At 66.8% G+C, this 12,509-nt stretch carries 12 protein-coding genes; 4 read left to right on the forward strand and 8 right to left on the reverse strand.

The annotated features are described in order from the left end of the window. Positions 1-45 precede the first annotated feature (45 nt). On the forward strand, positions 46-1,215 hold the full coding sequence (locus PT015_RS15535; protein WP_285185574.1) for a pyridoxal phosphate-dependent aminotransferase: 1,170 nt from the start codon (positions 46-48) through the stop codon (positions 1,213-1,215). Here PT015_RS15535 and PT015_RS15540 read toward each other — a convergent pair. Further along, positions 1,212-2,039 (reverse strand): arylamine N-acetyltransferase family protein, encoded by an 828-nt coding sequence (locus PT015_RS15540; RefSeq protein ID WP_285185575.1) that lies wholly within the window; start codon positions 2,037-2,039, stop codon positions 1,212-1,214. The genes PT015_RS15535 and PT015_RS15540 overlap by 4 nt on opposite strands. Before the next feature lie 44 nt (positions 2,040-2,083). Between PT015_RS15540 and PT015_RS15545 the strand changes: the two genes are divergently transcribed. Beyond that, the gene (locus tag PT015_RS15545) at positions 2,084-3,352 is read left to right on the forward strand and encodes a hypothetical protein (RefSeq protein WP_285185576.1); all 1,269 of its coding nucleotides are present in this window, start codon (positions 2,084-2,086) and stop codon (positions 3,350-3,352) included. 212 nt (positions 3,353-3,564) lie between these two features. On the opposite strand, the gene PT015_RS15550 is transcribed toward PT015_RS15545, so the two are convergent. The 5 genes from PT015_RS15550 to hsaA all read right to left on the reverse strand — a co-directional run bounded on the left by PT015_RS15550 (position 3,565) and on the right by hsaA (position 7,513). Then, on the reverse strand, positions 3,565-3,918 hold the full coding sequence (locus PT015_RS15550) for a VOC family protein (RefSeq protein ID WP_285185577.1): 354 nt from the start codon (positions 3,916-3,918) through the stop codon (positions 3,565-3,567). 75 nt (positions 3,919-3,993) lie between these two features. Then, positions 3,994-4,557: a 3-hydroxy-9,10-secoandrosta-1,3,5(10)-triene-9,17-dione monooxygenase reductase subunit gene (hsaB, locus tag PT015_RS15555; protein ID WP_285185578.1), complete on the reverse strand. Its 564-nt coding sequence runs from the start codon at positions 4,555-4,557 to the stop codon at positions 3,994-3,996. After that, positions 4,557-5,456 carry an iron-dependent extradiol dioxygenase HsaC gene (gene hsaC / locus PT015_RS15560; RefSeq protein WP_285185579.1) on the reverse strand — a complete coding sequence of 300 codons (900 nt, stop codon included), beginning with the start codon at positions 5,454-5,456 and terminating at the stop codon, positions 4,557-4,559. The genes hsaB and hsaC overlap by 1 nt, the downstream gene beginning before the upstream one ends. 3 nt (positions 5,457-5,459) lie before the next feature. Continuing rightward, complete coding sequence (hsaD, locus tag PT015_RS15565; protein WP_285185580.1) at positions 5,460-6,326, reverse strand: 4,5:9,10-diseco-3-hydroxy-5,9,17-trioxoandrosta-1(10),2-diene-4-oate hydrolase; 867 nt, start codon at positions 6,324-6,326, stop codon at positions 5,460-5,462. A gap of 2 nt (positions 6,327-6,328) precedes the next feature. Next, entirely contained in the window at positions 6,329-7,513 is a 1,185-nt protein-coding gene (gene hsaA, locus PT015_RS15570) for a 3-hydroxy-9,10-secoandrosta-1,3,5(10)-triene-9,17-dione monooxygenase oxygenase subunit (protein ID WP_285185581.1), read from the reverse strand. A 156-nt stretch (positions 7,514-7,669) separates the two neighbouring features. On the opposite strand from hsaA, the gene PT015_RS15575 reads away from it, so the two are divergent. Next, positions 7,670-8,749 (forward strand): ferredoxin--NADP reductase, encoded by a 1,080-nt coding sequence (locus PT015_RS15575; RefSeq protein ID WP_285191132.1) that lies wholly within the window; start codon positions 7,670-7,672, stop codon positions 8,747-8,749. Positions 8,750-8,798: 49 nt separating this feature from the next. Continuing rightward, positions 8,799-9,332 carry a hypothetical protein gene (locus PT015_RS15580; protein WP_285185582.1) on the forward strand — a complete coding sequence of 178 codons (534 nt, stop codon included), beginning with the start codon at positions 8,799-8,801 and terminating at the stop codon, positions 9,330-9,332. Positions 9,333-9,336: 4 nt separating this feature from the next. On the opposite strand, the gene PT015_RS15585 is transcribed toward PT015_RS15580, so the two are convergent. Further along, positions 9,337-10,188 carry a type 1 glutamine amidotransferase domain-containing protein gene (locus PT015_RS15585; protein WP_285185584.1) on the reverse strand — a complete coding sequence of 284 codons (852 nt, stop codon included), beginning with the start codon at positions 10,186-10,188 and terminating at the stop codon, positions 9,337-9,339. Between the two features lie 103 nt (positions 10,189-10,291). Further along, complete coding sequence (locus PT015_RS15590; protein ID WP_285185586.1) at positions 10,292-12,406, reverse strand: acyl-CoA dehydrogenase; 2,115 nt, start codon at positions 12,404-12,406, stop codon at positions 10,292-10,294. Positions 12,407-12,509: the final 103 nt, after the last annotated feature.

The raw sequence follows: 12,509 nt of genomic DNA on the forward strand, positions 1-12,509 counted from the left end.
GCGCAGCCCGATGAGGAGAAGCCGGACTGTTCTAACGTTGACCTCATGAACGATGGGGTCGCGCTGCGCGCCGGGGTGCCGCCGTTCTACGTGATGGACGTGTGGCTGGCGGCGGCCGAACGTCAGCGCACTCACGGCGATCTGGTGAACCTGTCGGCGGGTCAGCCGAGCGCCGGCGCCCCGGAGCCGGTCCGCGCGGCCGCCGTCGACGCGCTCAACCGCAACCAACTCGGCTACACCGTGGCGCTCGGCATCCCGGAACTGCGCGCGGAGATCGCGGCGTCGTATCGGGATCGGTACGACGTGCGGGTCGACATCGACGACGTGGTGATCACGACCGGATCATCGGGCGGCTTCCTGCTGGCGTTCCTGTCGGCGTTCGACGCCGGCGACCGGGTGGCCGTCAGCAGCCCCGGATACCCCTGCTATCGCAACATCCTGTCCGCGCTGGAGTGCGAGGTCGTGGTCATCGAATGCGGGCCCGAAACCCGCTTCCAACCGACCGCGCAAATGTTGGCCGAAATCGACCCGCCGGTACAGGGCGTCGTGGTGGCGAGCCCTGCCAACCCCACCGGCACGGTCATCCCACCCGAAGAACTCGCCGCGATCGCTACGTGGTGCGACGAGTCGGGTGTGCGGCTGATCAGCGACGAGGTGTACCACGGGTTGGTCTACGAGGGCGCACCACAAACCAGCTGCGCGTGGAGTACATCGCGAAATGCGTTCGTGGTCAACAGCTTTTCCAAGTACTTCGCGATGACGGGGTGGCGGCTGGGTTGGCTGCTGGTACCCGCCGAACTGCAACGCGCGGTGGACCGGCTGACCGGCAACTTCACCATCTGCCCGCCAGTGCTATCACAGCGCGCGGCGGTGCAGGCGTTCACGCCTGAGTCGATCCGCGAGGCCGAGGGGCACCTGCAGCACTACGCCGCGAATCGCGCGACCCTGCTCGACGGTCTGCGGCATATCGGCATCGAGCGACTGGCGCCCACCGACGGGGCGTTCTACGTGTACGCCGACGTCTCAGATTTCACCGACGACTCGATGCAATTCTGCTCGAAGTTGTTGGCCGACACCGGAGTAGCGATCGCCCCCGGGATCGACTTCGATCCCGACCGCGGCGGCTCCTACGTCCGGCTGTCGTTCGCCGGCCCGCCCGCGGACATCGACGAAGCGGTGCGCCGGATCGGCGCCTGGCTGCCAAACCTCGGCTAGGGCGAAACCGCCGCGATCCGGGCCTCCAAGGCCGCGCGGTCACCGGTGTCGGCGACGTTGATACCGAAGCGGTCGGTCAGCTCGTCGACAACCGCTGCGGCATCGGCCAATTCGGTCTTGTCGGTGCCACCGGAACCGTGGACGGACACGTGGCGTCCCGAGAGGTTGCAACGGCCATCCGCGGTGACCAGCGACGCCATCAGATTGGTGACGAAGTGCGATTCGGGGTGCGTCGATACGTACCAGCTGCCTACCAGCAGGTCGATCGGGGGCGCGGTCTTGGTGGCGAACTCGTAGAGCGACTGCCATTCGCCGCGAACCTCCGCCTGCAGCACCAGGGTGTCGCCGCGGCCTTGGAGCCGGTACGGCTCGTGGGTCGTCTGCTGGACCGTGCCGGTTTCCAGTCGCAGCGGCGACGTCGGAGTCTGACCACCGAAGCCCACGTCGACCAGCAAGAGTTGCGGTGCTCCGGGCGGGGCCACCCCCAGCAACGTGTGGGTCTGCGGTGGCACCGGCGACCCCGGCGGCACCGCCCAGATCACCCGAGCAGCAAACCGGCGGACACCGAACCCCAACTCTTCCAGCACATAGCCCATCAGGCCGTTCTGTTCGTAGCAGTAGCCGCCGCGTCGGCGATGAACCAGCTTGTCCACCAATGCCTCTGGGCCCAGGTCGGCGACGGGCACGCCGAGCAGCGGATCGAGATTCTCGAACGCGATGCTGCGGGTGTGCGCCGTCACCAACTCCTGCAGTACGTCGAGCGTCGGGTCGGCGGCACCGTCGTAGCCGATCCGCGCGAAATATCCGGCCAGATCCAGCGTCATAGCGGCCATTCTGTCCCACCGGCGATCCGGGTTAGCATCCGGACGTGGGCTTGCAGATTTCCGAGCACGAGCGGGCGGCACTGGCTCAGCTTGCCCGTTTTCCGCTGCTCGCCGCGATGACCGGGCGCCGGTCGCGCCGATTTCCGGTGGGCGGCCAGATTCCGGACGGCGTGTTGGCCTACACCAGCCGACGGCCGGTCCAGCCGCTGTCAGAAGTCGAGCGAGCGCTGCTGATTTCGGTGACCGGTGGCGTGACAGGTTGGAATTTCGGGATCACCCACCATCCCGGCTACGCGCCGTCGTTCCCCAACTACTCGGGCAGCGCGACGGGACGGACGTTCCCGTCGGCGGCGGGTTTTCACACCAGCCAGCTGTTCTTCACCGACGACACAGGGACCTATCTGCTGCTCAGTCGCGACGAAAAGCCGCGAGAGTTCGACAGCGCCGAGGCGTGGATCAGCCACACCGCCGACTCCTACGTGAAGATCTCGGACGCCCGCCTCGAGCTGCCTCGCGAAGAGCCGTACATGGAGGGCCACAACACCTGGATCGGCAATCATCCGGGCAGTCTGTTGGCGTTCCCGGTGGCCGATCTCGCCGAACATCTGATGGAGAACCTGTGGTTCTTCGCGGCCAACGGCTACCCGATCGTCGACGACATCACCGGCCGTAATATCCCCGGCCTGGAGGGCTTTTCGTCGCTCACTCATTTCGATGACCCGCTACCGCTGTCGTTCGTCGAGCAGTACACCATCACCGAAGCCAGCGCCGAACTCGCGATTGCCGCCAACAACGGCGTCCTGGCGTTGCAGGCGATGGGCCTCGGCGGCTGGACCTACGACGGGCTCGACCGGATTTCCGTGCTGGGCGGGTCGCACGATCCGCGGGCACCGGGCGTGGGGTTCGTCGCCGACCACGACGACCGCTGGCCCTTCCCCAATGTCACCGGGTTACCCAGGTTCTTCGAGACGCTCAGCCCGCCGCACGTGCCGTCGATCGCGGCTGGTGTGGACAAGCTGGTCGAGCGAAAGTTCGCTTCGGGCGGGCCCTTTCACCCCGACACTCCCGGACCCTGGTCGGACACCACGAAGGTGCGCGGATCGGCGCTGCCACCGGACGGCATCCAGGAACTGGTGACCCTCGAAGCGTCCTACATCTACGACACGTTCGGCAAGATTCCCGGCACGATGCCGACCGTGCACGTGCTGATGTACCTGCAAGCCCAGCACCTCGACACCGACTTTTACGACGAGTTGTTCGGTCCGGGAGCCTATTTGGACACCCACGCCGAGCATCAGGCCCGCTGGCACTAGACGGAGCTGGCCTCGCCGACCCTGGTGCCGGCGGGGGGTAGCTGTCCGGGTCGGCGATCTCCCAGTCCGCACGCCAACTCGGCGGTGCGTGGTTGAGCAGAGCCCCGGATTCGAGCCATTCGTAAAGCTCTACCGCGACAAAGACAAAACGGAACAACGCAGCCCGCCTCTAGCGAAAGAGCCTTGGTGGCGAGCGTAGTGGTAGCAAAAAATCAGTACTGGACTCGGAAGCCGCCGATCAGCGTGACCGTGTTGCCGTCCGGGTCGGTGAGCGCCGAGAGTCGCACGCCCTTGGCCGCATCGGTGATTTCACCCATTTCCAGGCCGCGCTGTTTCAGCTCCTCGATCTCGGCTTCCAGGTCCTGCGCCGCGAAATTCACGAACGACGACCCGGCGCATTGTTCGTTGACGAATACCTGCACCCATCCGCCGGGCACGACCTGCCACTCGCACAGTGTGCTCATCGGGTTGTTGTCCGCCGGTCGCCCGAACAGCGACTCGTACCACTGACGGCTGCGGTCCAGGTCGGTCACCGGAACCGCCGCCAACACATGCTCGATAGCCATCTTCTCCCCTTCTCTCACTAGGGGCAGACCCGCGGGCCGGGCAGAAATCATCGCGGCAGAGCCGCTGGCGACGGGCTAGAGCCAGGTGTCCTGGGTGGTGGTGGTCAGGAAGGCCTCGAGGTCGTCGCGCCACTGCGCCGGTGTGGTCTTGTCCGGCTCGATGCCGGTGTAGTCGCCGCGGTAGAACAGCAGCGGTCGCGGCTTGATCTTGGGCGCCTCGGACAGCGATTGCACCGCGCCGAACACCACGAAATGATCGCCGCCGTCGTGCACCGACGCCACCGTGCAGTCGATGAAGGCCAGCGAATTGTCGATGATCGGTGAGCCGAGTTCTGATGCATGCCAGTCGATTCCGGCGAACTTGTCCGGCTCCTTCGAGCCGAAGCGAGCCGAGACGTGCTGCTGGCTCTCGGTCAGCACGTTGACGCAGAACTTGCCGCTGGCCTCGATGGCCTGCCACGACCGCGACACCTTGGTGGGACAGAACAGCACCAGTGGCGGGTCAAGCGACAGCGCCGCGAAGGACTGGCAGGCGAAGCCCACCGGAACGTCGTCGTGCACGGTGGTGATGATGGTGATGCCGGTGCAGAACTGACCCAGCACGCTGCGAAACGCGCGAGCGTCGATCTGCGCGGGCATTACTTGAAGCCGACGCTGAAGTCGTGGCCCCAGAGACTGATCGCGGTGCTCTCTCGGGCGACCCAGTCGTCGTCTTCGACCTGCCTTCCCTCACAACCGAATTCGACATCGAATCCGCCGGGGGTCTTCATGTAGAACGACAACATCAAGTCATTGACGTGGCGGCCGAGGGTGGCCGACATCGGCACCTTCTTACGCAGCGCGCGATCCAGGCACAGTCCGACGTCGTCGGCCTCGCCGACCTCGACCATAAGATGCACGATGCCGCTTGGAGTTTGACCGGGCATGAACGCCAGGCTGTGGTGGCGCGGGTTGCAACCCAGGAACCGCAACCAGGCCGGCGCCCCGTCGGCGGGGCGGCCTACCACCTGCGGCGGCAGTCGCATCGAGTCGCGCAGCTTGAAGCCGAGCACGTCGCGATAGAAGTGCAGCGTCTCCGCGTCGTCGCGGGTGGTCAGCACGACGTGACCGAGACCCTGCTCGCCGGTGACGAACTTGTGGCCGTAGGGGCTGACGACCCGGCGGTGTTCGAGGGCGGCGCCGTGGAACACCTCCAGCCCGTTGCCCGAGGGGTCGGTGAACACGATCATCTCGTCGACCCGGCGGTCGGCCAATTCGGTGGCGGTGGCTTCCTTGTATGGGGTGCCCTCGACATCGAGCCGATTCCGAATCTCCTGCAGGCCTTCGGCGTTCGCGCACTCCCAGCCGGCCTGCGCGAGCCGGTCGTGCTCCCCCGGCACGATCACCAGGCGGGCCGGAAAGTCGTCCATCCGCAGATACAGGGCACCCTCGACGGTGCCCTTGCCCTCGACCATGCCGAGGACCTTCAGGCCGTAGTCGCGCCAGGCCTGCATGTCGGTGGCTTCGATGCGCAGATACGCGAGGGAACGAATGCTCATCAGTTATCCCAGGAAGTCGATGGTCAGCTTGTTGAATTCGTCGAACTTCTCCACCTGCGCCCAGTGTCCGCACTGGCCGAAGACGTGGAGTTGCGCGCGGGGAATTGTCTTGAGCGCCACCAGCGCACCATCCAGGGGATTCACGCGATCCTCGCGGCCCCAGATCAACAACACCGGCTGACGAAGCTTGTGCACCTCGCGCCACATCATGCCGAGCTCGAAATCGGCTCCGGCGAAAGACATTCCCATCGCGCGGGTCGCCATCAGCGACTCGGGTGTGGAGGCGAGTTCGAAGCGCTGGTCGATCAGCTCGTCGGTGATCAGCTTCTGGTTGTAGACCATCACCCGCAGGAAGGCTTCGAGGTTTTCTCGCGTCGGCTCGACAGAGAACTTGCCCAGTCGCTTGACGCCCTCGGTGGGGTCGGGCGCGAACAGATTGATGCTGAGTCCGCCCGGGCCCATCAGCACCAGCTTGCCGGCGTGGTCCGGATAGTCCAGCGCAAAGCGCACCGCGGTGCCGCCGCCCAGCGAATTGCCCACCAGCGGAACGCGTCCCAGGCCGAGGTGGTCGAACAGACCCTTCAGCGCCCGGGCGGCGTAGTGGTTGAACTGGCCGTGCTCGGCCCGCTTGTCGGAGTGCCCGTAGCCGGGCTGATCGACGGCCAGCACGTGGAACCGCTCGGCCAACACCGGGATGTTGCGGGAGAAGTTCGTCCAGCTCGCCGCGCCCGGGCCGCCGCCGTGCAGCAACACGATCGTCTGCTCGTGACCGACACCGGCCTCGTGGTAATGCAGCTTCAGCGGTCCGTCGACGTCGACCTCGACGTAACGGGACGTGGACTCGAAGGTGAGTTCTTCCGTCGTTGTCACGCCTAGACCATCGTGTCGCCGGGCGGCAGCCCGAACTCGTGGTTACCGAAGATCTGGTAGGCCCGCTCGGGGTCGTTGGCCGCGTGCACCCGACCGGCGTGCGCATCACGCCAGAAGCGTTGCACTGGAGCATCACTAGCCAACGCGGTGGCACCCGACGCCTCGAACAGCCGGTCCACCGAGGCGATCGAGCGCCCGGTGGCGCGAACCTGGTCGCGGCGGGCGCGGGCCCGCAACTCGAACGGGATCTCCTTGCCGGCCGACAGCAGCGCGTACTCGTCGCTGACGTTGCCGATCAGCTGTCGCCATGCGGCATCGATGTCGCTGGCCGCCTCGGCGATACGAACCTTGGCGAACGGGTCGTCCTTGGCCTTCTCGCCGGCGAACGCCGCGCGGACCCGCTTGCCCTGGTGCTCGACGTGCGCGTCGTACGCGCCGTAGGCCATCCCGACGATCGGAGCCGAGATGGTCGTGGGATGCATTGTGCCCCAAGGCATCTTGTACACGGCTGCGGTGTTGTTCTCGTACCCACCGGCGGTGCCGTCGTTCATCTGCTTGTAGGACAGGAAGCGGTGCCGGGGCACGAACACGTTGTCAACGACGACGGTGTTGCTGCCGGTTCCCTTGAGGCCCACCACATGCCAGACGTCGTCGATGCGGTACTCGGTGCGCGGGATCAGGAAGCTGCCGAAGTCGACCGGACGGCCGTCCTTGATGACCGGACCGCCGAGGAAGGCCCAGGTGGCGTGGTCACAGCCCGAGGACCAGTTCCACGAACCGCTGACCAGGTAGCCGCCGTCGACGACCGTGCCCATGCCCATCGGCGCATAGGACGATGAGACGCGGACGTTGCTGTCGCTACCCCACACCTCGTCCTGAGCCTGCTGGTCGAACAGCGCCAGGTGCCAGTTGTGCACGCCGATGATCGAACTGACCCAACCGGAGGACCCGCACGCGCTGGCGATGCGGCGGACCGCCTCGTAGAAGACCGCGGGGTCGCATTGCAGACCGCCCCACTGCTCCGGCTGCAGTAGCCGGAAGAAACCGATTTCCTGGAGTTCGCTCACCGTGGCGTCCGGCAAACGCCGCAGGTCCTCAGTTTCCTGGGCCCGCTGGCGCAGCTTGGGCAGTAGCTCGTCGATGCCGTCTAGGACCGACTGGGCGTCACGTTGTTGAATGGACGTCACGGGTTCCTCCAAAGGTGGCTTACGTAGGAGCAAGACTAGAACACGTTCCGATTTGTGTCGAGCAGCGTGTTCCTGCGCCTGGTAGCGATACCTAACCAACTTTCTGTAACCTGTTCTAGTTATGACGGAGGGAAGGGCAGGGTTGTGACGGGCTTGATCCCCGACGACGTCCGCGACGAACCACTCGGCAGCCACGTTCTGGAGCTGGAGATCGCCGACGTCGTCACCGAGACCGACGACGCGCGCTCGCTGGTCTTCCGGGTGCCGGAGGGACCCGGCGATGCTCATGTGCCGGCGGAGCGGCTGCGCTACGCCCCCGGGCAGTTCCTGACGCTGCGGATTCCCAGCGATCGCACCGGCTCGGTGGCCCGCTGCTATTCACTGTGCAGCTCACCGTTCGCCGACGAGTCGCTGACTGTCACGGTCAAGCGCGACAAGGACGGCTACGCGTCGAACTGGCTGTGCGACAACGCGCACGCCGGCATGCGAATCCATGTGCTGGCGCCGTCCGGCACCTTCGTGCCCAAAACGCTCGACGACGACTTCCTGCTGTTCGCCGCCGGCAGTGGCATCACCCCGGTGGTGTCGATCTGCAAGTCCGCGCTGTCCGAGGGCGGCGGGCTGGTGACGCTGGTGTACGCCAACCGAGACGAGAAGTCGGTGATCTTCTCCGACGCGCTGCGCGAGCTGGCCGCGAAGTACCCGGACCGGCTGACCGTCGTGCACTGGCTGGAATCGCTGCAGGGGCTGCCGTCGGCCAACGCGCTGGCGCAACTGGCCGCGCCGTTCACCGGGCGGCAGGCCTTCATCTGCGGCCCGGGACCGTTCATGACGGCCGCCCGCGAGGCTCTCGAGAGCCTGAAAATGCCTGCGGCACAGGTACATCTCGAGGTGTTCAAGTCGCTGGACAGCGACCCGTTCGCCGCTGTGAAGATTGAAGAAGACGATTCCGAAGCGGGCCCGGCGAGCGCGGTCGTCGAGCTCGACGGCGAGACCCACACGGTGTCGTGGCCGCGCAAGGCGAAGCTGCTCGACGTGCTGCTGGACAAGGGCCTGGACGCCCCGTTCTCGTGCCGCGAGGGACACTGCGGCGCCTGCGCCACCAGCCTGCGCAAGGGCAAGGTGACCATGGAGGTCAACGACGTTCTCGAGCAGCAGGACCTCGACGAGGGCCTGATCCTGGCGTGCCAGGCACACCCCGAGACCGATTCAGTCGAAGTCACCTACGACGAATAGTCGCAGCGTAAGTTCTGCTCAGGCATAACGAGACTGGAGGACGAGGCAGATGATGCGGCTGGTCACGGCGCTGGCGGGCGCGGGTCTGATGCTCGTGTTGATGCCGCCCGCGACTGCACCGGCGGCCACCAACACGGCTACCTCGCTGATCCCACTCAACGACGGCAGCCAACTGGAGACCCGCGCCATGCTCGACTGCCACGCCGCGAATGGCAGCTGCGATTTCGTCGTCGCCGCGGGACGCCGGACCGGCGATGCCCTCGACGGCTTCCCGCACGACCTCTGGTCGCGGCAGAGCACCGACATCCGCTCGATGGATCGCACGCTGTACCTCGACGTGCACGCCACGGCCCAGTATGACCGGGTGTTCAAAGAGGGCGGGGTCGACAACGTCACCACGATCTACACCGGTGAGGGGCCGTTGGAGAAGTACCAGACCACCGGTCGGATCGATGCGACCGACTGGCATACCGGCCGGTCGCGCACCAACACACCCGTCATCATGTGCACCCACGTGCAGGTGGTCTACGGCGGAAACAACATCACCTCGCCGAGCACCTGCGCTCAGGCAACGTTCTCCTAGCGCGTCAGAGCTTGTCCGACAACACCTTTGCGAACGTGTGAGTGTCGCCGGGCCAGCGGGCCGACACATAATCGCCATCGTCGACGACAAATGCCGGCTTCGGGTCCGTCGCGGTATCCCTGGCCATGCCAGAGGTTTTCGTCCGGTAGTGCGGTGAACCCTTTTCGACGTCCTGGAAGTCCGACGGATTCGCAAGTGCGCGAGTCACTTCCGCCTGCACGGACATGTAACCCGCGGGCTGGCCGGCCTCTTCGCTATAGGTGCGGTAGTAGTCGCGGTCCCAGAATCGGGTGACGCGCGACAGCCGCCAGGCGGTGCGTTCCAGCGCCCAGGTGAGCGCCGTCGTGCGGCGGCCGTGGAGCACCGAATGTCCGGTCGCGGGATCGACGCTGCGGGCGGCGAGCAGCACGCCGTGACAGATCGCGGCAACCTTCAGCTTGCGGGCGAAGGCGTCGACGACGAGGCGGTGCAGCGTTGGGCTGTCGATGTACGAGCGCATGCCGCGGGCGCGGTGGCCACCGGGCAACACCAGCCCGTCGACCCCGTCGAGCGTGGCGTCGGCCCACGTCGACGGATTCTGGTACTCGGGCGAGCGCAGCATTTCCCGATACGCGCGGCGGGCGTCCTCGTTGGCGCGCAGCGCCCGGCCCACGACCGTGATCGCGCCCAGCACCGGCAGCATCGACCAAAGATCCAGGCCGCGACCGGTGACCATGATGTCATCGGCCGCACCGGGCGCACCGCTCTCGGTCGCAAAGAGGACATCGTGGCCTTCGGTGCGCAGCACCTGCCAGCTGACCGCGACTTCCGTCGGGTCGAAGTCGCGGTCGGGGATCGGGATCAGCACGGTACCCATGGCTGGGCCCGAGCTTACGTGCAGCGTGGCGCCCCGAGCGTCGACTTGTTGTGCGGAATCCGTCGCTTCGCGCCCGACAACTCGACGTTGGGCGCCGGGTAACTCAGCGCGGCAGGCCGAGCAGCCGTTCGGCGGCCAGCGTCAGCAGAATCTGCTCGGTGCCGCCGGCGATGGTCAGGCAGCGGGTGTTGAGGAAGTCCTTGACCGTCTTGTCCTCGACGAGGCCGGAGCTCTCAGACAGGTCCATCCGGTATTCGGCCAGCGCCTGCCGGTAGCGCACGCCGATCAGCTTGCGGACACTCGACTGAGCGCCAGGATCCTGTCCGCCGACCGCGAGCTGCGCGATGCGCTGGTCGAGCAGCGAGCCGACCTGCGCGGTGATGATTAAGTGAGCGAGCTGATCCTGTTGCGCCACATCGAGATCCGCCTTGGCGGCCTCAGCGAGCAGTTGCTCCATCGGGTTTCCCAACGCGGTGCCGGCAGCCATCGCGACGCGTTCGTTGGCCAGCGTGGTGCGGGCCAGCCGCCAGCCGTCGTTGATCGTGCCGACCACCATCTCGTCGGGCACGAACACGTTGTCCAGGAAGACCTCATTGAACAACGCATCGCCGGTGATCTCGCGCAGCGGCCGGATCACAATGCCGGGCGTGCCCATGTCGATCAGGAAGTACGAAATGCCTTTGTGCTTGGGCGCATCGGGATCGGTGCGGGCCAGGCAGACACCCCACTGCGCCTTGTGCGCCGACGAGGTCCACACCTTCTGCCCGGTGAGCTCCCAGCCGCCGTCGACCTTGACGGCCTTGGTGCGCAGCGACGCCAGGTCCGATCCGGCGCCGGGCTCGGAAAACAGCTGGCACCAGTAGATTTCGCCGTTCAGCGTGCCCGGGAGAAACTGCTCGATCTGCTCGGGCGTGCCGTGTTCGAGGATGGTCGGGGCGGCCCACCAGCCGATCACCAGGTCGGGGCGGGTCACCTCGACCGATGCCAATTCCTGGTCGATCAACAGCTGCTCGGCCGGTCCCGCGCCGCGGCCGTACGGCTTCGGCCAGTGCGGCGCCAGCAGGCCCGCCTCGGCCAGCTTGGCCTGCCGCTCTCCGTCCGAGAGCGCGGCGACTCCGGCAGCGGCGTCGGCGATCTCGGGCCGCAGGTCCTCGACGTCGCTGAGGTCGATGCTGAGGTCACGACGGACGCCGTCCTGGGTCAGCTCGGCCGTACGGCGCAGCCATCGGGCGGGCCCACCGAGGAACTGCCCGATGCCGTAGGCCCGACGCAGGTAGAGGTGCGCGTCGTGTTCCCAGGTGATCCCGATGCCGCCGAGGACCTGGATGCAATCCTTGGCGTTGGCCTTCACAGCGTCGATGGCGACACCGGCGGCGATCGCCGCGGCGATGGACAGCTGACGACGGTCTCCGTCCTGGGCGGCGCGGGCGGCGTCGGCGGCCGCGACCGCGACCTGCTCGGTGCGACAGAGCATCTCGGCGCACAGGTGCTTGATCGCCTGGAAGCTGCCGATCGGCTTACCGAACTGCTCGCGGACCTTTGCGTATTCGACCGCGGTGTCCAGCGCCCAGCGGGTGATGCCCGCCGCCTCGGCGGACAGCAGCGCCACCGCCAGATCGGCCACCGGGGCGTCGACCACGCTGGCCGGAGCGGCAGTGAACACCGCCCGCGCCAGCGGCCGGGAGAAGTCGGTGGCCTCCAGCGCCTCGACCGATACGGTGCCCGCTGCATCGGCTGCGCCGGGGTCGACCAGCAGCCAGGTGTCGCCGGCTGGGACCAAGATCACGCCGCCGTCGACGCCGCCGAGCACCCACGGCGCGGTCCCCGAAACCTGCGAGGCCGTCTCGTCGAAATCGACATCGCCGCCCAGCGCGACGCCGGCGGTGCGCTCCCCGGACGCCAACGCCTCACGCAGCGCGGGGTCGGACACTACGAGTGTGGCTAACGCCGTCGTGGCCACCGGGCCGGGCACCAGCGCCCGGGCCGCCTCCTCGACCATCGCCGACAGGTCCTCGATGCTGCCGCCCGCGCCACCGCAGTCCTCGGGGACCGCGACGCCGAACAAACCCAGGTCGGCCAGGCCGGCGAAGACCGGCTGCCAGGCCTTCGGCTCGCCCTGCTCGATATCCCGTACCGCATCCGTCGCGCCGGAGCCAGCCGCCCAGTCGCGGACCAACTCCCGGGCCGCAAACTGTTCGTCAGTGATGGTCGTGCCCACCTGAACTCCTCGATCGACGGAAAACGGCGCAGCGCGAGACGCTACGCGCAGCACTAGAACGTGTTCTAATAGTGCCAGTGTTCGACCGTCAAGTCGAATGCCA

The sequence above is a fragment of the Candidatus Mycobacterium wuenschmannii genome, assembly GCF_030252325.1.
In the GTDB taxonomy this organism is placed as follows: domain Bacteria; phylum Actinomycetota; class Actinomycetes; order Mycobacteriales; family Mycobacteriaceae; genus Mycobacterium; species Mycobacterium wuenschmannii.

Coding starts and splice junctions, on each gene's coding strand:
- PT015_RS15535 (WP_285185574.1), top strand. CDS start 46: ATGAACGATGGGGTCGCGCTGCGCGCCGGGGTGCCGCCGTTCTACGTG.
- PT015_RS15540 (WP_285185575.1), bottom strand. CDS start 2,039: ATGACGCTGGATCTGGCCGGATATTTCGCGCGGATCGGCTACGACGGT.
- PT015_RS15550 (WP_285185577.1), bottom strand. CDS start 3,918: ATGGCTATCGAGCATGTGTTGGCGGCGGTTCCGGTGACCGACCTGGAC.
- hsaB (WP_285185578.1), bottom strand. CDS start 4,557: ATGCCCGCGCAGATCGACGCTCGCGCGTTTCGCAGCGTGCTGGGTCAG.
- hsaC (WP_285185579.1), bottom strand. CDS start 5,456: ATGAGCATTCGTTCCCTCGCGTATCTGCGCATCGAAGCCACCGACATG.
- PT015_RS15580 (WP_285185582.1), top strand. CDS start 8,799: ATGATGCGGCTGGTCACGGCGCTGGCGGGCGCGGGTCTGATGCTCGTG.
- PT015_RS15585 (WP_285185584.1), bottom strand. CDS start 10,188: ATGGGTACCGTGCTGATCCCGATCCCCGACCGCGACTTCGACCCGACG.